The organism is Isoptericola croceus (assembly GCF_029382255.1).
Taxonomy (GTDB): domain Bacteria; phylum Actinomycetota; class Actinomycetes; order Actinomycetales; family Cellulomonadaceae; genus Isoptericola; species Isoptericola croceus.
This window is the reverse complement of record NZ_JARLLG010000001.1, coordinates 850,675-868,291: the sequence shown is the minus strand read 5'-3', so window position 1 is coordinate 868,291 and position 17,617 is coordinate 850,675. Positions and strand designations below refer to the sequence as shown.

Here is a 17,617-nt window from a genome sequence, read left to right as displayed (position 1 = left end):
AGGATGGCGCCCGCCCGGCGACGGTGCCACTGTGGTCATGTGTTCCGTCTGCTCAGCCTGCTCGGAGGGCTCGCCGCGGTCACCGACCTCGGCACCGGCTCAGCGACCGACGAGTCCCTGCGCCGGTGCGTGGTCGCGACCCGACTGGCCCGGACGATCGGCTGTGACGACGACACGGTGCGCGAGGTCCTCTACGCCTCGCTGCTCCAGCACCTCGGCTGCACCGCGTACGCACACGAGCTCTCCCAGGGGCTGGGAGACGACATCGCCGTCACCCGGCTCGCCCTGCGCATGGACGAGTCGGATCCGCGCGACTTCTTCCGGGTCTGGGTCCCCGGCCTGGCCGCCGCGACCGGACGGTCCCGGCTCAGCGCGATGGCGGCGACGGCCCGCCACCTCCGGTCGGTCGACGCCGAGGCGCCCGTCGCGACCTGCGAGGTGGCCCGGGAGGCATCTCGTCGGCTGGGGCTGGCAGCACCCGTCCAGGAGTGCCTCGCCACCACCACCTCGATGTGGAACGGCAGCGGGCACCCACCGCTCTCCGGCCCCGAGATACCGCTGCCCACCCGAGTGATGCACGTCGCCTCCGTCGCTGTGCTGTTCCTCCTCTCCGCCGGTCCAGGGCTCGCGCTCGCGGAGGTCCGGCGCCGTGCAGGCACCCACCTGGACCCGGATATCGCCGGCTCGTTCCTCACGCACGCCGACGACCTGCTCGACGGCATCGCCGACGTCGATCCCTTCGAAGCGGTCCTCGACGGCGAACCCGACCCGGTGCGACGGGTGGACCACTCGGAGCTGGAAGCGGTGGCGCGCACGTTCGGCGACCTCGTCGACCTGAAGGCACCCTGCCTGCAGAGCCACTCGACGACGGTCGCCGGCCTCGGGGCCGCGGCCGCCGCACGGCTCGGGCTCGGCGCGGCCGTGCGGACGGTACGCATCGCAGGCCATCTGCACGACATCGGCCGGGTCGCCGTCCCGAGCCGCCTCTGGTCGAAGGCCGAATCTCTGAGCACCACGGAGCGCGACCAGACCCGGCTGCACCCCTACCACTCCGAACGCATCCTCGCCCGCATCCCCGAGCTGGCCGACGTGGCCCTGCTCGCCGGTCAGCACCACGAGTGCTGCGACGGGAGCGGGTACCACCGTGGGCTCACCGGTGACCGGATCGCCCTGCCCTCCCGCGTCCTCGCAGCGGCAGACGCCTACTGCACGCTCCTCGAGGACCGGCCGGGCAGGGGACGGTCCACCTCCCAGGAGGCTGCGAACCACCTGCGGGACTCCGCGCGCGCCGGACGGCTCGACGGCGAGGCGGTCGAGGCCGTGCTCGATGCCGCCGGCCATCGGGCGCACGTCCGCCCGGGGCATCCGGACGGACTCACGGACCGCCAGGTCGAGGTCCTCCGGCTGGTCGCGGGCGGGTTCTCCAACCAGCAGATCGCCGACACCCTCGTGATCGCGCGGCGGACCGCTGAGCACCACGTGCAGGACGTCTACCTCAAGATCGGCGCGTCCACCCGTGCTGCCGCCGCCCTGTACGCGATGGAGCACGGCCTGCTGACACGAAGATAGGTAGGTCTACCCATCCCTGCTGGCCGCCCGGCGACGAACCTGGCGGTATGACCACATCGACCCCGCTCTCCTCGACAGGCTCCGCACCGGCCCGGGAACGCCTGCTGACCCCGGCCTTCGTCGGTCTGGCGGTCGCGGATCTCGCCTACTTCACCGCCGTCGGCGTGTCGATCCTGGCTCTGCCGCTCTACGTCACCGGACCGGTCGGCGCGGGCACCGCCGGGGCAGGACTCGCGTTCGGCGCCTTCGCGATCACCGCACTGATCCTGCGGCCCCTGGCCGGGCGCCTCGCCGACACGATCGGACGTCGGCCGCTCCTGCTCTGCGGAGCGCTGCTGTGCGCGGTCGGCATGGTCGCGACCGCGCACGTCGAGTCGTTGGCCCTGGTGGTGGGCATCAGGCTCCTGGCCGGCGTCGGTGAGGCAGCCTTCTTCGTCGCCGGGTTCGCCGCCCTGGTCGACATCGCTCCCCCAAAGAGGTTGGGCGAGGCGCTCAGCTACAACTCGCTGGGCCTCTACCTGGGCATCACGGGCGGGCCCTTGCTCGGCGGCCTGCTCATCGCCGTCTGGGGATTCACCGGGGCCTGGTACGGCGCCGCCGTCCTGGCGCTGGTCGCCGCAGCGGTCGTACTCACCATCGGCGAGACGCGCGACCCCGCAGCAGCCGACGCGGAGCCCTCCGCGCTGATCCATCGCGGGGCCATCGCCCCGACCCTGGGCCTGCTGGCCTCGATCGTCGCCATGGGAGGGTTCCTGGCGTTCGCCGCGCTGCACGCAGCAGATCTTCGGATGGTCGCGACCGGCGTGCCGCTGGCCGCCTACGGCGCGGTCGTCGTGGTGTGCCGGATCGCCTTCGCCCGGATTCCCGACAGGTTCCCGCCGCTCGCGCTCGGCGCGGCTGCGCTGTGCCTGATCGCGGCCGGACTGGTGGTGATGGCCGCGATCCCCACGACAGTCGGACTCGTCCTCGGCGCGGTCGTCCTGGCGCTCGGCGTCACGTTCAGCACACCGGCCTTCTTCGCAGCGGTGTTCGCGACGGCCCGGCCGTCCGAGCGCGGCGCGGCGTCGGCGACGGCATCGATCGCCCTCGACCTCGGCCTCGGAGGCGGACCGATCATGCTCGGGCTGGTCGCCGGGGCGGCCGGCATCCCGACGGCCTTCGTCGTCGCGGCTGCCGTGGCTCTCGTGGGGGCGGGGTGGACGGCGATCCTGCATCGCCGCGCCGGGTTCGCCGGGCTGCGTGCCGCCCAGTAGCGTTCGACCTCGTGACCCGACCCTCGCGCCGCCTGCTCGGCTTCGGTGCTGCCGCACTCCTCCTGGCCCTCGTCGTGCCGGTCGCCTGGGTCCAGGGCACCGGGCACAGCCGGGTCCGCGCCTCCGTGGAGGAGGCGGCCGGCACACCGGTCGACGCGATCGTGGTGCTCGGTGCCGGGCTGCGCCCCGACGGCACGCCGTCGACCTACCTGCGCCGCAGGGTCGAGGCCGCCGCGGAGCTGTGGGCCGCCGGCGCCGCGACGCGCGTGATCCTCTCCGGCGACGGGGCGGACCGCGCCGACGGCACGCCCTACGACGAGCCGGCCGCGATGCGGGACTGGATCCTCGACCGCGGAGTGCCCGCCGACGTGCTCGTCCTGGACCGCGAGGGGTTCGACACGACGGCGACCTGCCGCCGGGCGCGGGAGGAGTACGGGGTGCGCACCGCCGTCGTCGTCACGCAGGACTACCACCTGCGCCGCGCCCTGTTCTCCTGCGACCGGGCGGGGATCCGACCCAGCGGGCTCGGCGTCTCCGCCGCGAGCGTCACACCGGTGCAGGCCGCGTGGTGGCGGTTCCGGGAGATCCCCGCCTCGTGGCGGGCGGCAGCGCGCGAGGTGCTCTGATCAGGGCAGGCGCAGCCGCCGCATGACCCGCATCGCCTCGGTGAGAGCCTTGCTCGGCACGTCCCCACCGAGGGCATAGAGAGTGTCCAGGGAGAAGCCTGCGCTCAGCCCGCGCTGGGCCACGACGCTCTGCGTCTCGGTGACCGCCTCGACGGCCTCGCGTCCGTGCCGGCGCCCCAGACCGGAGGCCTTCATGCCACCCATCGGTGCCGCCGCGGACCCCCAGGCCTGCGAGTAGCCGTCGTTGATCACGACCGTGCCCGCCTGGACCCGCGCCGCGATGCCCCGGGCCCGTGCCACGTCCCGCGACCAGACGGACGCGTTGAGCCCGAACTCGCTGTCGTTCATGACACGCACGGCCTCGTCGTCGCTGGCGACCCGCGAGACGGACACGACCGGGCCGAACGTCTCCTCGCGCAGGCAGACGGCGTGCTCGGGGACGTCGTCGAGCACGGTGGGCGCGTAGAAGTACGGGCCGACGTCGGAGCGGTGCACACCGCCGGCGAGCGCCCGCGCGCCAAGGGCCAGGGCGTCGTCGACGTGGGCGACGACCTTCTCGAGCTGGGCGCCGGAGACCAGCGACCCGACGTCGGCCGTGTAGTCGAGGCCTGCGCCGAGCGCGAGCCCGCGCACCGCGGGGACGAACCGCTCCAGGAACTCGTCGGCGATGCGCTCGTGCAGCACGAGGCGCTCGATCGACATGCAGAGCTGCCCGGCGTTGGAGAAGCATGCCCGCACCACACCAGGCACGGTGGCCTCGAGGTCCGCGTCGGCAGCCACGTAGAGCGGGTTCTTGCCGCCCAGCTCGAGGGTGGCGCCGATGAGCCGCTCCCCCGCCCGCGCCGCGACCTTGCGGCCCGTCGCGGTGGAGCCGGTGAACGCGATGTGGTCGACGTGGTCCACGAGCGCGGACCCGACCTCACCGCCGCCGGCGACGACGGCGAGCAGGTCGTCGGGCAGCCCGGCCTCGGCGAGGAGCTCCGCGGCCCACAGCGCCGAGAGGGTGGTCTGCGGGTCAGGCTTGAGCACGACGGCGTTGCCCGCCAGCAGCGCGGGGATCGCCTCCGCCAGGGCGAGCGTGAGGGGGTAGTTCCAGGGGGCGATGACGCCCACGACGCCGACCGGACGCCGGTGCACCCGAGCGCCCGTCAGGACGGACAGCGCGCCCGGCACGCGGCGGTCGGCGAGGTAGCGCGACCCGCGCACCACGTAGTGGCGGCAGGTCTGCGCGATGTCGGCGACCTCCTCGAAGGCGCTGCGCCGCGACTTGCCGGACTCCATCTGGATGAGGTCGAGGATCTCCGACTGCCGGTCGAGCACCAGGGATCCGAGCCGGTCCAGCACCCGGGCGCGGTCCGCGAGCGGCGTCGCGGCCCAGTCGTGCTGCGCCGTGCGGGCACGCTCGACGGCGTGGGCGACGTCGTCGGGGCTCGAGAGCGGCACCGCGGCGAGCGGCGCGCCCGTGAACGGCAACGTGCTGCGGTGGGTGCCGGCGTCGTGGGAGGTGATGATCCTCCTGACCAGCGGGGACACGACCTCGGGCTCGAGGACGTAGGTGGACGAGGGCAGCTCGGGATCGATGAGATCGCCCAGAGCGCCGTCGCTCTCGTGCGCGGTTGCCATGGGCGACACTCTATGCGGCGCGGGTGACGGCCTGGTGAACGATGCGTCAGATGTCCGTGTCGTTCGCTCTCAGCGCGACCCGTCCATCCATCGACCGAGGACGGCGACGTCCTGGACGGAGTAGCCCAACCGCCCGTAGAAGTCACGAACGTGCTCGTTCGTCGTGCGCACCATGAGCATGACCTTGCTTGCCCCGGCATCCCGCAGCCACTCCTCGGCGGCCTCGACGAGCCGTCGCCCCAGGCCCGTGCCCTGCAGCCCGGGCGCGACGGCCACGTAGTAGAGCCACCCGCGGTGCCCCTCGTACCCGGCCATGACCGAGCCGACGACGGCGGAGGCCGCGTCGCGAGCGACGAGCACCGTCGACGTCGGGTTGCGCCGCGCGTCGGCGATGTCGCGGTAGGGATCGTTCCACGGCCGTGTCAGGTCGCACTCGCGCCACAGCGCGACGACCTGCGCCACGTCGTCGTCCGTGATCTCCCGCAGGACCGTCTGCTGCAGGTCAGGAGCGGTCACCGCGGCTGGTAGGGCGACATGACGACCTCGACCCGCTGGAACTCCTTGAGGTCGGAGTAGCCGGTCGTGGCCATCGCCCGGCGCAGGGCGCCGACCAGGTTCGTGGTCCCGTCCGCCTGGCGGCCCGGCCCGAAGAGGATCTCCTCGAGGGTGCCGCCGGTGCCCACGGAGACCCGCTCGCCGCGCGGAAGCTGCGAGTGGTGGGCCTCGGGACCCCAGTGCCAGCCCTGACCAGGGGCCTCGGACGCCCGGGCGAGGGCGGCGCCGAGCATGACGGCGTCGGCGCCGCAGGCCACCGCCTTGACGATGTCGCCCGAGTGGCCGACCCCGCCGTCGGCGATGACGTGCACGTACCGGCCGCCGGACTCGTCGAGGTAGTCCCGGCGGGCGGCGGCGACGTCGGACACGGCGGTGGCCATCGGGGCGTGGATGCCGAGGCTGACGCGGGTGGTGTGGGCCGCCCCGCCGCCGAAGCCGACGAGCACGCCCGCGGCACCGGTGCGCATCAGGTGCAGGGCCGCGGTGTAGGTCGAGGCGCCGCCGACCACGACGGGCACGTCGAGCTCGTAGATGAACCGCTTGAGGTTGAGCGGCTCCGCGTTGCCCGAGACGTGCTCGGCCGAGACCGTCGTGCCGCGGATGACGAAGAGGTCGACGCCGGCGTCGACGACCGTCTGGTAGTGCTCCTGCGTGCGCTGCGGGGACAGCGCGCCGGCGACCGTGACGCCGGCCGCACGGATCTCCTTGAGCCGCTGGGTGATGAGCTCGGGCTTGATCGGCTCGGCGTAGATCTCCTGCATGCGACGCGTCGCCTGGTCGGCGGGCAGATCGTGGATCTCGGCGAGGAGGGGCTCCGGGGACTCGTACCGGGTCCACAGGCCCTCGAGGTCCAGCACACCGAGACCACCGTGGTTCCCGAGCGCGACCGCGGTGTCCGGGCTCATGACCGAGTCCATCGGTGCGGCCAGGATCGGCAGGTCGAAGTGGTAGGCGTCGATCTGCCAGTCCGTGGAGACGTCCTCCGGGTCGCGGGTCCGGCGCGAGGGCACCACCGCGATGTCGTCGAAGGAGTACGCGCGGCGACCGCGCTTGCCACGTCCGATCTCGATCTCGTTGCTCACCCCGCAAGCCTACCGGCCGCGACGGCCGGACCGGCTGTCGGTGGCTGGTGGCATCGTCCGCAGCAAGGACGTGAGGAAGGAACCCCGATGGACGACACCACCTGGACCGGTGGCCCGCTGCTCGGATTCGACACGGAGACCACCGGGGTGGACGTGCGGTCAGACCGCATCGTGACCGCGGCGGTCGTGCTGCGCACCGCGACCACCACCGACGTGCGCACCTGGTTGATCGACCCCGGCGTGGAGATCCCCGCGGAGGCCGCGGCCATCCACGGGGTGACGACGGAGCACGCCCGTGCCCACGGCGTGCCGCCCGGGCAGGCGCTGGCCGAGATCGCGGCGGTGCTGGCCGAGCACACCCGTGCCGGGGTCCCGGTCGTGGCGTACAACGCCGCGTTCGACCTCACGCTGCTGGACGCCGAGCTGGTACGCCACGGGCTCCCCACCCTGCCCGACCGGCTCGGGCGCCCCGTGTCCCCGGTCCTGGACCCGCTCGTCATCGACCGGTGGCAGGACCGCTACCGGCAGGGCAAGCGGCGCCTCGGCGACCTCGTCGAGCTGTACGGGATCGTCGGTGAGGGCGAGCTGCACAGTGCCGACGTCGACGTCCTGGCGACTCTCGACGTCCTCGACGCCCAGCTGCACCGCTACCCGGAGCTGCGGGCGGTCGCCCTGGACGCCCTGCACTCGGCGCAGCGGGACGCCCACCGCCGCTGGGCGACGAGCTTCAACGCGTGGCGCCGCACCAAGGGCCTCCCGGGCCCGGGAGCCTCGACGGCCTGGCCGGTCGAACCTCCCGTGGCGGGTTGAACCCTCAGGACACCGTGTAGTTGGGCGCCTCGACGGTCATCACGATGTCGTGCGGGTGAGACTCCTTCAGGGAGGCCGACGTGATCCGCACGAACCGGCCGTTGGCCTGCAGCTCCGGCACGGTGCGGGCGCCCACGTAGAACATCGTCTGGTGGAGGCCCCCCACGAGCTGGTGCGCCACGGTGGCGAGGGTCCCCTTGTAGGGAACCTGCCCCTCGACCCCCTCCGGCACGATCATGTCGTCGCTGGCGACCTCAGCCTGGAAGTAGCGGTCCTTGGAGTAGGACTTCTTGCCCCGCGAGGACATGGCCCCCATCGAACCCATGCCACGGTAGGCCTTGAACTGCTTGCCGTTGACGAGGATCTGGTCGCCCGGCGCCTCCTCGGTGCCCGCGAGCATCGAGCCGAGCATCACCGCCTCCGCACCGGCCACGATGGCCTTGCCGATCTCGCCGGAGTGTCGCATGCCGCCGTCGGCGATGACCGGGACCCCGGCCTCGCGCGCGGCCAGCGACGCCTCGTGCACAGCGGTGATCTGCGGGACCCCGACGCCGGTGACGACCCGTGTGGTGCAGATGGAGCCCGGCCCGACGCCGACCTTGATCCCGTCCGCGCCTGCCTCGACGAACGACTGCGCGCCCTGCTTGGTCGCGACGTTGCCGCCGATGACCTGCACGTCGCGGGTGGCGGGGTCGGACTTGAGCCGACGGACCATGTCGATCAGCATCCGCACGTTGCCGTGCGCGGTGTCCGCGACGAGCACGTCGACACCGGCGTCGATGAGCGTGGTCGCCCGCTCCCAGGCGTCGCCGAAGTAGCCGATGGCAGCACCGACCAGGAGGCGCCCCTGCGCGTCCTTCGACGCGTCCGGGAACTGCTCGGACTTCACGAAGTCCTTGACGGTGATGAGCCCGGCCAGGTGACCCTCGTCGTCGACCAGGGGCAGGCGCTCGAGCTTGTGCTTGCGCAGGAGCGCGGTGGCGTCCTCGCGCGAGATCCCGTCGCGGCCGGTGATGAGCGGCTGCGGGGTCATGACGTCGGCCACGGTGGTCGTGGCCCACTCGGCCACGGGGGTGAACCGCAGGTCGCGGTTGGTGACGATGCCGACGAGCTTGCCGGCGTCGTCGAGGACGGGGAACCCGGAGACCCGGTACTGGCCGGCACGCTGGTCGAGCTGCTCGAGCGTGGCGTCCGGGCCGATGGTGACCGGGTTCGAGATGATGCCCGTCTGAGTCCGCTTGACGAGGTCGACCTGGTAGGCCTGGTCCTGGATCGACAGGTTGCGGTGCAGGACGCCGAGGCCGCCCTGACGGGCCATCGCGATCGCCATCCGGGACTCGGTGACGGTGTCCATCGCGGCCGAGACCAGCGGGACCTTCAAGGAGATCTCCCGCGTCAGCCGGGACGTGGTGTCGATGTCCGCGGGCGCGAGGTCCGAGTACCCCGGCAGCAGCAGGACGTCGTCGTAGGTCAGGCCGAGGAATCCGAACGGGTCGTGCGCGGGCGAGGTCGTCTCCGTCATGTCCCGAGTCTACGGCGCGCGGCACGACCTCCGGTGGTGCCGTCCGTCACCCGGCCGCTCAGGAGGAGACGACCGCCAGGACCTCGTGCAGGAGACCGGTGAAGGACCGCACGCGCTGCACCTGGGCAGCGAGCGGGATCTCGGTCGCGGCGTCGTCACGGCGCAGCCCGACGAAGATCGGCAGGTCGGGAAACCCTTCGTGCACGGCGTGGACGACGTCGAGGTCCGGTCGCCGCTGCGTCGTCGCCAGCACCAGGGCCGCGGGCCGCACCATGGTGACGAGCTCAAGCGAGCGCCGGGTGCTCGCCGGCCCGGTGACGATCCTCGCCGTCTTGCCCTTGGCCGTCAGGGCGGCGGCCAGTGCGTGAGCGGAGAGCGGCACGACCTCGTCCGGCGCCGCGAAGATGAGCACGATGTTGCGCATCCGGCTCGGGTGGTTGGCCGGTGGCCCGCCGTTCTGCACCACGGCCTGCTCGAACGCCTCCGTGAAGGAGCGCAGCGCGTGCAGCGCGGCGGTGGCGAGCACGACCTCGGGGACAGCGCCGGGACCGGCGAGGACGGTGCGCTCCGCGACCCGGTTCCAGGCCGGCTCGAGGAGGTGGGCCCACCAGAGCGCAGGATCGCCGTGCGCGGGGATGCGCAGCAGGTCGTCGCACCGGCTCTGGTCATAGGCGAGTGCCGCGTCGACGACCGCGGAGACCTTGCCGGAGGCGTTCTGGCCCGCGCTGCTGCTCCCGGGAGCGGCGCTGTGCCCGCCCTGCCCCCCGCCGGGCAGGGCACGCAGGTGCGCGCGCCCGGGGCGCGCGGCGTTGTCGTCCGCCGTCGACGAGGATCCGGACTCGGGCTCGGAGGATTCCGCCGGCGCCGGCGGCCCGGACTTCTGGGCACGGTCCAGCTCTTCGACATCGGCCTCCAGCGCTGCCTGGGCGGCGTCGACGGGCGCGACGCCCTCGAGCGTCAGCCGCCGCATGACGAGCAGGCGGGCGACGTCGTCCGGGGTGTAGCGCCGGTGCGAGCCCGCCGTGCGGCCGGAAGGACCGAGGCCGTACCTCCGGTCCCAGGTGCGCAGCGTCGCCGGGGCGACTCCGAGACGCCGGGCGACGGCCGCGACGGCGAGCCCGGGGCCGGACGGGCGTGACCCGCCCGAGTCCTGGGCCGGTCGCGAGGAGGTCATGCGTCGATTCTGCCAGGGCTTCGCGCGTCCGCCACTGCGACCTCCGGCGCGTCACGAACCGAGGCAGGATCCCCGAGCAAAGCAGGTCATCGCTCCGAGAAAGCGGTTCATGACCTGGTCAAAGGCCTGGCGAACATTCGCTACGCCCAACTTGTGCCAACCCCTTGAACAACTTCTGCACAACTTGTAGGTTGTTCGGCATGACGGAAATCTCGAGACTGCCTGGGCCGGTCATGGAGCTGTGGGAGTGGCAGTACCAGGGTTCGTGCCGCGACGCGGACGACACCCTGTTCTTCCACCCCGAGGGCGAACGTGGTTCAACCCGGCGACGACGAGCCGAGGCGGCGAAGGCGATCTGCCACTCGTGCCCGGTGATGATGCAGTGCCGCGAGCAGTCGCTGCGCGTCCGCGAGCCGTACGGCGTCTGGGGCGGGCTCAGCGAGGACGAGCGCAGCGCCGCGCTCGCCGGCCGCGAGCGCCAGGTCGGCTGAGTCGGCACAAAGACGCAGCAAGGGCCCCGCACCAGTGCTGGTGCGGGGCCCCTGCTGGATCCGTCGGCTCAGCCGACGGTCAGGCCTTGGTCGTCAGCTGACGACGACGGCGAGGATGTCGCGCGCCGAGAGCACCAGGTACTCCTCGCCCGCGTACTTGACCTCGGTGCCGCCGTACTTGCTGTAGATGACCTTGTCGCCGACCTTGACGTCGACCGGGACACGGTTGCCCTGGTCGTCGAAACGGCCGTCGCCGACCGCCAGGACCTCGCCCTCCTGGGGCTTCTCCTTGGCGGTGTCCGGGATGACCAGGCCGGAAGCGGTCGTGGTCTCGGCCTCGATGGCCTTGACGACGATCCGGTCCTCGAGCGGCTTGATGGGGACCGACACGTCGGACCTCCTTGTTCGCGATGACTAGCTGGACTGGGACGCGCCCTGTCGCTGGCCGTCGTCGCGGGTGCCGGCTCAGCGTGAGCGCTGGGACCAAATCTAGGCAGCCGTTAGCACTCTGACAAGTCGAGTGCCAGGATTCCTCTGCAGGCGTCATCGGCGCACCGCCTGCCCGCCACCTGAGACGATGGCCTGATGGACGTGGCCTCGCTCACCAAGCTGCTCAGCCCCGAGGGCTGGGCGCTGCTCAACGCCCTCCCGCCGTACGACGAGCAGCAGGCGATGGCGCTGGCCACCCGGCTGCGCTCCGAGGGCGTCGATCCCGACCTCGCCGCTGCCGCACTCACCCAGTCGCGGCTGCGCGCCCGAGCCCGGGCCAAGCTCGGGGCGTTCGCCGACGGGATGCTCCTCACCCCCGACGGCCTCGAGCAGGCCACCCGCCTCCTCGTCGCCGCCCTGCACGCCCGCCGCTACCTCGCCGCGGGAGTCACCAAGGTCGCCGACCTCACCTGCGGCGTCGGCGCGGACGCCCTGGCCTTCGCCGGGGTCGGACTGGACGTCCTGGCCACCGACGTCGACGAGGTCACCGCCGCCCTGGCGACCGTCAACCTGCGGGCCTTCCCCGAGGCGGAGGTCCGGCACGCCGACGGGCTGACCCTCGACCTCGCCACCGAGGGGGTCGACGGCGTGTACGCCGACCCCGCGCGCCGCACCCGGGGTGGGCGGCGCATCTTCGACCCGGCCGCCTACGCGCCACCGCTCGACGCCGTGTGGGACCTGCGGGACCGGGTGCCCGCGCTCGGCATCAAAGTAGGCCCCGGGATCCCGCACCACGGCCTGCCGGCCGACGCCGAGACGCAGTGGGTCTCCGTCGACGGCGACGTCGTCGAGGCAGGACTCTGGTTCGGCCCGCTCGCCCCGGAGGGCCCCGGCCGTTCCGCGCACGTCCTGCGCTCCGACGTCCGCGCGGTGCCCGACGGCAGCTCGTCCGAGGGCACCGACCGGTCCGGCACCGTGTCACGCACCCTGCGGACGGGACCGGACGACGCCGACCTCGTCCCCGACGTGGGGGCGGTCGGCAGCTACCTCTACGAGCCCGACGGCGCCGTCGTCCGCGCCGGGCTGGTCGCCCACGCGGCCGCCGAGCTCGGCGGCCGGCTCGTGGACCGCACCATCGCCTACGTCACCACGGACTCCCCCGCTCCCGTGCCGCCGTCGGGCACCGCGGCGCTCGCCACCGGGTACCGGGTGCTGGACGTCATGCCGTTCGGTCTCAAGAGGCTCAAGGCCTACCTGCGCGAGCGGGGCGTCGGGCGGCTCACGGTGAAGAAGCGCGGGACGGCTGTCACGCCCGAGCAGCTGCGCTCGCAGCTCGCGCTCAAGGGGGACGCGGCGGCCACCCTCGTCCTCACCCGGGTGGCCGGACGCCAGCACGTGCTCGTCGTCGAACCCCTGGCGCGCTGAGACGCGCAGGCACTGAGGTTCGCACGCCGCATCGCGGCGTGGAAGCATGACCTCATGACGCTGGACTTTGCGCCGTCCCGTCGCTCGAGCGTCGGCCTCGAGTGGGAGCTCGCGCTCGTCGACGCCGACTCCGGCAACCTGCGGCAGGTCGCCCCCGCCGTGATGGAGGCGCTCGGTCCGGACGCCCGGGCACGCCACGTGAAGCCCGAGTTCCTCCGCAACACCCTGGAGGTCGTCTCCGACGTGTGCGACACCGTCGGTCAGGCCATCACCGACCTCGAGGCCGGCATCGCGGTCATCCAGGACGTCATCACCCCGATGCGCGCCGAGATCATGGGCGCCGGCACCCACCCGTTCGCGCACTGGTCCCAGCAGCAGGTCACCGACAAGCAGCGGTACGCCACCGTCGTCGACCGCACCCAGGTGTGGGGTCGCCAGCAGGTCGTCTACGGCGTGCACGTGCACGTCGGGATCGAGGACCGCGCCAAGGTGCTGCCGATCGTGCGGTCCCTGCTGGTCTACGTCGCGCACCTCCAGGCGCTCTCGGCGTCGTCGCCCTACTGGGGCGCCGACGACACCGGATACGCCTCGATGCGGGCACTCATCTTCCAGCAGCTGCCCACCGCGGGCCTGCCCTACCAGTTCGCCGAGTGGAGCCAGCTCGAGCAGTACGTCGACGACATGCTCAAGACCGGCGTCATCGACGACTTCACCGAGGTGCGCTGGGACGTACGCCCCGCGCCCCACTTCGGCACGATCGAGGTCAGGATCTGCGACGGCACGTCCAACGTGCTGGAGCTGGCGGCGCTGGGCGCACTCGTCCACTGCCTCGTGGAGCACTTCTCCACGTTGCTCGACGAGGGCCGCCCGCTGCCAACCATGCCACGCTGGTTCGTGCACGAGAACAAGTGGCGGGCCGCCCGGTACGGCATGGACGCGATCATCATCCTGGACGCCGAGGGCAACGAGGAGCTGATCACCGACGCCCTGCCGCGCCTGCTGGACGAGCTCGCCCCCGTCGCGGAACGACTGGGCTGCGCCACCGAGCTCGACGGCGTCCACGAGATCTTGCGGGCGGGGGCCTCCTACCAGCGCCAGCGGGCCGTCGCCGCCGCGCACGGCGGTGGACAGCCCGGACTCGAGGCCGTGGTGCGGGCCCTGGTGGCCGAGCTGCGGGCCGGCCGGCCCCTGCCCGTTCGCTGAGCCGTCGTCCCGCGTCCCCGCCTCAGAGCCGCCGCTCGTGCCGGACGGGCCGGAGCCGGTCGGGCGCCGTCGTCGCCTCCGGGTACTCGCAGGTGAAGGTGCCGTCGTACCCGAAGAGGAAGCCGAACAGCCGGTTGCGGACCTCGAGGTCGATCCGGAACACCCCGGCCTCGTCGTCATAGCGCTCACGCAGCGTCGCCCGCCCGGAGAACAGCATCGGGAAGCGGAAGCCGAACGGCCCCTCGTAGAAGCGCTGGGCGCCGGACCGCAGGAGCAGCGACCCGTCCGGCTCGACCCGCAGGTCCAGGTCGACGGCGAGGTGCTGGTGCGTACCGAGGTAGTCGACGACCGTGCCGCGGCCCGCGTCCAGGACCATCGTCGCGTCGAACCGGCTCGGGCGCCGCCGCCCCGGGACGCGGTACTCCCGGACGAACGTGACCGTCTCCCGCCCCAGCGGATCCCGGTAGGGGTAGTTCTCGACGGTGAAGGGCACGTCCTCGCCCACGTCCGCGACGAGGATGTTGCGCAGCCGGCCGATCTGCAGGAACGGCACCGTCCACCACGGACCCCGGCGGACCCGACGCATGACTCCCCGGCCCACGCAGGCGTACCCGCCGTCGGTCGACACCCCGAAGCGGCGCTGGAGCTGAGGGTGCAACCGGTCGAAGTCCGCACCCAGCGCCCTCCGGAAGATGCTCTCGCCGGTCTCGGACGGCACGTCGATCACGGGGCCTCCAGGGTGTCGAGGGAGCCCGGGGCGTCACGCATCGGGTCACGGCCCGGGCGCCGGGTCACGCAGTGTGAGGCCCGAGGCCGGCTCCGACGCCAGAACGCCAGCACGGAGACGAGCGGCCACCGTTCGGGCGGGGTACCGGTCTCGGCCCAGATCCGCAGCCGGTCGAAGCTCCACGCCGTCATCCACAGCACGACCGGACGCAGCAACCGGTCGGCCGCGCGGCCGAACCCCGGCGTGTAGTCGTAGCCGGTCACGAAGCGGACCCCGCCGTCGACCGGGGTGTACCGCCAGTACCCGCGCCCGTCGCGCAGGGGTGACGTGCGGTCGTCGGTGTCGAAGCGCAACGCGGACGTGCACGTGCCGTCGGGGGCGTGCCGTTCGCCCAGGGACGTGCCGGTGCCGCGGATCGTGCGGGGACCGATCGCGCGTTCGTACCTGAACCGGGTGCCTCCACCGGGAAGCTCGCCGGTGGGCACGATCCGGCTGAACCGGAGGTCCCAGCGCACGTGCTGCTCGGGGTCCTGGGTCAGTGCCCAGAGCCGGTCCAGCGTCGTGCGGACGACGACCTCCACGTACAGCGCCCGCATGTGCTCAGACCGTGATGGCCGTCAGCGGCATCGAGGAGTCGACCCCGATGTCCAGGTCCGACGGCGCCACACCGGCCCGCACGACGGCGGAGCCGAGCGCGGCGATCATCGCCCCGTTGTCCGTGCAGTAGCGGATCGGGGGGATGCGCAGGTCGATGCCCGCGGCGGCACACCGCTCGGCGGCCATGTCCCGCAGCTGGGAGTTCGCGGAGAAGCCACCGCCGATGACGAGGGTGTCGACGTCGTGGGCCCGGCAGGCGGCGATGGTCTTGGCCGTGAGCACGTCGACGACCGCGGCCGCGAAGGAGGCGGCGACGTCGGCCACGGGCACCTCGCGCCCGGCGTCCTGGCAGGTCTCGACCCACCGGGCCACCGCCGTCTTGAGCCCGGAGAAGCTGAAGTCGTAGGCGTGCTTCGCCTGGTCCTTGCGGGCGGTCAGCCCGCGCGGGAACCGGATCGCCTCGGGATCCCCCTCGCGCGCGAGCCGGTCGATGTGCGGGCCACCCGGGTAGGGCAGGCCGAGCAGGCGCCCGACCTTGTCGAAGGCCTCCCCCGCGGCGTCGTCGAGGGTCGAACCAAGCTCGGTGACGTCCGTGGCGATGTCGTCGACGAGCAGCAGCGAGCTGTGACCGCCGGAGACGACGAGCGCCATCGCCCGTTCGGTGAAGGGGCCGTCCACGAGCTGGTTGACCGCGGCGTGACCGATGACGTGGTTGACGCCGTAGAGCGGCTTGCCCAGCCCGATCGACAGCGCCTTGGCCGCGCTCGCGCCGATCGTGAGCGGGCCCACGAGACCCGGGCCGGCGGTGACGGCGATCGCGTCGACCTCGGACAGGTCGGCGTCGGCCTCGCCCAGCGCCCGGCGGATGGTCGGCACCATCGCCTCGAGGTGGGCCCGGCTGGCGACCTCGGGGATGATGCCGCCGTAGCGGGCGTGCTCGTCCATGGAGCTCGCCACCGCGTCGAAGAGCAGCGTGTCACCGCGTACCAGCGCGACGCCCGTCTCGTCGCAGGAGGTCTCGATCCCGAGCACCAGGGGCTCGCCACCGGTCTGGTCAGTCATGGCCCCCATGATGGCATCGCGGACGCACGAGCTCGGTATCGGGCCACGGCCCGACGGCGCGAGGTGGAAACACGAACGTTACGTGGCGCTGACAGGCCGGACACCTCGACGTACTTAGGTTCATCTGAACCTAAATGGCCCTGCGGGGCCCTCCTCGAACGGAGCACCTCATGCGCCTACGGACACCTGCCGCCACGAGAAACCTCGGCGGCCTCTCCCTCGCAGCACTGACCGTCGTTACCCTGACCGCCTGCGGCGCCCAGGTCGACTCCCCGGGGGCCGACGCGTCCGCCGCGACCGGCACCACCTGCGTCGACACCTCGGGTGACACCGTCAAGATCGGCTTCCTCAACTCGCTGTCGGGCACCATGGCGATCTCCGAGCAGACCGTCCACGACTCCCTGCAGCTCGCCGCCGCCGAGATCAACGCCGACGGCGGGGTCCTCGGCAAGGAGCTCGAGATCGTCACCGAGGACGGCCAGTCCGAGCCCACCGTCTTCGCGGAGAAGGCCACCAAGCTCATCACCAGCGACTGCGTCGCCGCCGTGTTCGGCGGCTGGACCTCGGCGTCGCGCAAGGCGATGCTCCCGGTCTTCGAGTCCCAGGACTCGCTGCTGTTCTACCCGGTGCAGTACGAGGGCCTCGAGGCCTCGCCCAACATCTTCTACACGGGCGCCACCACGAACCAGCAGATCGTCCCCGCGCTGGACTACCTCGCCGAGCAGGGCGTCGAGTCGCTGTTCCTCGTCGGCTCCGACTACGTCTTCCCCCGCACGGCGAACAAGATCATCAACGCCTACGCCGCGGCGCACGACATCGACGTCGTGGGTGAGGAGTACGCGCCGCTGGGCCACACCGACTTCTCCACCATCGTCAACAAGGTGAAGTCCGCCGACGCCGACGCCGTCTTCAACACGCTGAACGGCGACTCCAACGTGGCGTTCTTCAAGGAGTACTCCAACGCTGGTCTGAGCCCGGACGAGATGCCCGTGCTCTCGGTGTCGATCGCCGAGGAGGAGATCGGCGGCATCGGCGTCGAGAACGTCAAGGGCCAGCTCACCGCCTGGAACTACTACCAGACCGTCGACACCCCCGAGAACGCCGCCTTCGTCGAGGCGTTCCAGGCCGAGTACGGCGAGGACCGCGTGACGTCCGACCCGATGGAGGCCGCCTACGACTCGCTCTACCTCTGGAAGGGCATGGTCGAGAAGGCCGAGTCGTTCGCCGTGGCGGACGTCCAGGAGGCGGCCGACGGCGTCAGCTTCGACGCCCCCGAGGGCATCGTCACCGTGAACGGGGACAACCACCACATCGCCAAGACCGCGCTCATCGGCCGGATCGGCGACGACGGCCTCATCCACACCGAGTGGAGCTCGGAGGAGCCGATCGAGCCCGACCCGTTCCTCGAGGGCTACGACTGGGCCCAGGACCTGTCCTGACCCGGATCGGACCCTGACGACGATCGGACA

Annotated in this window: 17 protein-coding genes; 8 read left to right on the top strand and 9 right to left on the bottom strand. The window is 72.3% G+C overall.

Features of this window, described 5'->3' with window-relative positions:
- The first annotated feature begins 39 nt into the window (after positions 1-39).
- The 3 genes from PZC42_RS04105 to PZC42_RS04095 are packed head-to-tail and all read left to right on the top strand — an operon-like array spanning position 40 to position 3,448.
- Positions 40-1,569, top strand: a complete 1,530-nt coding sequence (locus tag PZC42_RS04105; protein ID WP_277208691.1) for an HD domain-containing phosphohydrolase — start codon at positions 40-42, stop codon at positions 1,567-1,569.
- A 47-nt stretch (positions 1,570-1,616) separates the two neighbouring features.
- Positions 1,617-2,822 (top strand): MFS transporter, encoded by a 1,206-nt coding sequence (locus tag PZC42_RS04100; protein ID WP_277208690.1) that lies wholly within the window; start codon positions 1,617-1,619, stop codon positions 2,820-2,822.
- Positions 2,823-2,833: 11 nt separating this feature from the next.
- Complete coding sequence (locus tag PZC42_RS04095) at positions 2,834-3,448, top strand: SanA/YdcF family protein (RefSeq protein WP_277208689.1); 615 nt, start codon at positions 2,834-2,836, stop codon at positions 3,446-3,448.
- Here PZC42_RS04095 and PZC42_RS04090 read toward each other — a convergent pair whose 3' ends face one another.
- The 3 genes from PZC42_RS04090 to PZC42_RS04080 form a co-directional block, all read right to left on the bottom strand.
- Positions 3,449-5,071 (bottom strand): succinic semialdehyde dehydrogenase, encoded by a 1,623-nt coding sequence (locus tag PZC42_RS04090; RefSeq protein ID WP_277208688.1) that lies wholly within the window; start codon positions 5,069-5,071, stop codon positions 3,449-3,451. It abuts the gene before it with no gap.
- A gap of 69 nt (positions 5,072-5,140) precedes the next feature.
- Positions 5,141-5,587 (bottom strand): GNAT family acetyltransferase, encoded by a 447-nt coding sequence (locus PZC42_RS04085; protein ID WP_277208687.1) that lies wholly within the window; start codon positions 5,585-5,587, stop codon positions 5,141-5,143.
- Positions 5,584-6,708, bottom strand: coding sequence for a GuaB3 family IMP dehydrogenase-related protein (locus PZC42_RS04080; RefSeq protein WP_277208686.1), 1,125 nt, complete (start codon positions 6,706-6,708; stop codon positions 5,584-5,586). Before PZC42_RS04080 ends, PZC42_RS04085 begins: the two co-directional genes overlap by 4 nt.
- Before the next feature lie 87 nt (positions 6,709-6,795).
- Between PZC42_RS04080 and PZC42_RS04075 the strand changes: the two genes are divergently transcribed.
- On the top strand, positions 6,796-7,518 hold the full coding sequence (locus PZC42_RS04075; RefSeq protein ID WP_277208685.1) for an exonuclease domain-containing protein: 723 nt from the start codon (positions 6,796-6,798) through the stop codon (positions 7,516-7,518).
- 4 nt (positions 7,519-7,522) lie between these two features.
- Here the strand turns inward: PZC42_RS04075 and guaB are convergent, their stop codons facing one another.
- Positions 7,523-9,040: an IMP dehydrogenase gene (guaB, locus tag PZC42_RS04070; protein WP_277208684.1), complete on the bottom strand. Its 1,518-nt coding sequence runs from the start codon at positions 9,038-9,040 to the stop codon at positions 7,523-7,525.
- Between the two features lie 58 nt (positions 9,041-9,098).
- Positions 9,099-10,214, bottom strand: a complete 1,116-nt coding sequence (locus PZC42_RS04065; protein WP_277208683.1) for a MerR family transcriptional regulator — start codon at positions 10,212-10,214, stop codon at positions 9,099-9,101.
- A 200-nt stretch (positions 10,215-10,414) separates the two neighbouring features.
- Between PZC42_RS04065 and PZC42_RS04060 the strand changes: the two genes are divergently transcribed.
- Complete coding sequence (locus PZC42_RS04060) at positions 10,415-10,705, top strand: WhiB family transcriptional regulator (protein ID WP_277208682.1); 291 nt, start codon at positions 10,415-10,417, stop codon at positions 10,703-10,705.
- Positions 10,706-10,798: 93 nt separating this feature from the next.
- On the opposite strand, the gene groES is transcribed toward PZC42_RS04060, so the two are convergent.
- Entirely contained in the window at positions 10,799-11,095 is a 297-nt protein-coding gene (groES, locus tag PZC42_RS04055; RefSeq protein WP_277208680.1) for a co-chaperone GroES, read from the bottom strand.
- 195 nt (positions 11,096-11,290) lie between these two features.
- On the opposite strand from groES, the gene PZC42_RS04050 reads away from it, so the two are divergent.
- The gene (locus tag PZC42_RS04050) at positions 11,291-12,559 is read left to right on the top strand and encodes a class I SAM-dependent methyltransferase (RefSeq protein ID WP_277208678.1); all 1,269 of its coding nucleotides are present in this window, start codon (positions 11,291-11,293) and stop codon (positions 12,557-12,559) included.
- A 54-nt stretch (positions 12,560-12,613) separates the two neighbouring features.
- On the top strand, positions 12,614-13,762 hold the full coding sequence (locus PZC42_RS04045; RefSeq protein WP_277208676.1) for a glutamate--cysteine ligase: 1,149 nt from the start codon (positions 12,614-12,616) through the stop codon (positions 13,760-13,762).
- Between the two features lie 22 nt (positions 13,763-13,784).
- Here PZC42_RS04045 and PZC42_RS04040 read toward each other — a convergent pair whose 3' ends face one another.
- Genes PZC42_RS04040 through tsaD form a run of 3 tightly spaced genes read right to left on the bottom strand, consistent with a single transcriptional unit; the run spans position 13,785 to position 16,148 of the window.
- Positions 13,785-14,489: a DUF4166 domain-containing protein gene (locus PZC42_RS04040; RefSeq protein ID WP_277208674.1), complete on the bottom strand. Its 705-nt coding sequence runs from the start codon at positions 14,487-14,489 to the stop codon at positions 13,785-13,787.
- Positions 14,486-15,085: an SRPBCC family protein gene (locus PZC42_RS04035; protein ID WP_277208672.1), complete on the bottom strand. Its 600-nt coding sequence runs from the start codon at positions 15,083-15,085 to the stop codon at positions 14,486-14,488. Before PZC42_RS04035 ends, PZC42_RS04040 begins: the two co-directional genes overlap by 4 nt.
- Before the next feature lie 4 nt (positions 15,086-15,089).
- Entirely contained in the window at positions 15,090-16,148 is a 1,059-nt protein-coding gene (tsaD, locus tag PZC42_RS04030; protein ID WP_277208671.1) for a tRNA (adenosine(37)-N6)-threonylcarbamoyltransferase complex transferase subunit TsaD, read from the bottom strand.
- A gap of 170 nt (positions 16,149-16,318) precedes the next feature.
- Between tsaD and urtA the strand changes: the two genes are divergently transcribed.
- On the top strand, positions 16,319-17,587 hold the full coding sequence (urtA, locus tag PZC42_RS04025; RefSeq protein WP_277208669.1) for an urea ABC transporter substrate-binding protein: 1,269 nt from the start codon (positions 16,319-16,321) through the stop codon (positions 17,585-17,587).
- Positions 17,588-17,617: the final 30 nt, after the last annotated feature.

What these genes read in the sequence shown, in the direction of transcription:
- PZC42_RS04100 (WP_277208690.1), top strand. Translation starts at nt 1,617, where the DNA reads ATGACCACATCGACCCCGCTCTCCTCGACAGGCTCCGCACCGGCCCGG.
- PZC42_RS04090 (WP_277208688.1), bottom strand. Translation starts at nt 5,071, where the DNA reads ATGGCAACCGCGCACGAGAGCGACGGCGCTCTGGGCGATCTCATCGAT.
- PZC42_RS04075 (WP_277208685.1), top strand. Translation starts at nt 6,796, where the DNA reads ATGGACGACACCACCTGGACCGGTGGCCCGCTGCTCGGATTCGACACG.
- guaB (WP_277208684.1), bottom strand. Translation starts at nt 9,040, where the DNA reads ATGACGGAGACGACCTCGCCCGCGCACGACCCGTTCGGATTCCTCGGC.
- PZC42_RS04065 (WP_277208683.1), bottom strand. Translation starts at nt 10,214, where the DNA reads ATGACCTCCTCGCGACCGGCCCAGGACTCGGGCGGGTCACGCCCGTCC.
- PZC42_RS04060 (WP_277208682.1), top strand. Translation starts at nt 10,415, where the DNA reads ATGACGGAAATCTCGAGACTGCCTGGGCCGGTCATGGAGCTGTGGGAG.
- PZC42_RS04050 (WP_277208678.1), top strand. Translation starts at nt 11,291, where the DNA reads ATGGACGTGGCCTCGCTCACCAAGCTGCTCAGCCCCGAGGGCTGGGCG.
- PZC42_RS04045 (WP_277208676.1), top strand. Translation starts at nt 12,614, where the DNA reads ATGACGCTGGACTTTGCGCCGTCCCGTCGCTCGAGCGTCGGCCTCGAG.
- PZC42_RS04035 (WP_277208672.1), bottom strand. Translation starts at nt 15,085, where the DNA reads ATGCGGGCGCTGTACGTGGAGGTCGTCGTCCGCACGACGCTGGACCGG.
- tsaD (WP_277208671.1), bottom strand. Translation starts at nt 16,148, where the DNA reads ATGACTGACCAGACCGGTGGCGAGCCCCTGGTGCTCGGGATCGAGACC.
- urtA (WP_277208669.1), top strand. Translation starts at nt 16,319, where the DNA reads ATGCGCCTACGGACACCTGCCGCCACGAGAAACCTCGGCGGCCTCTCC.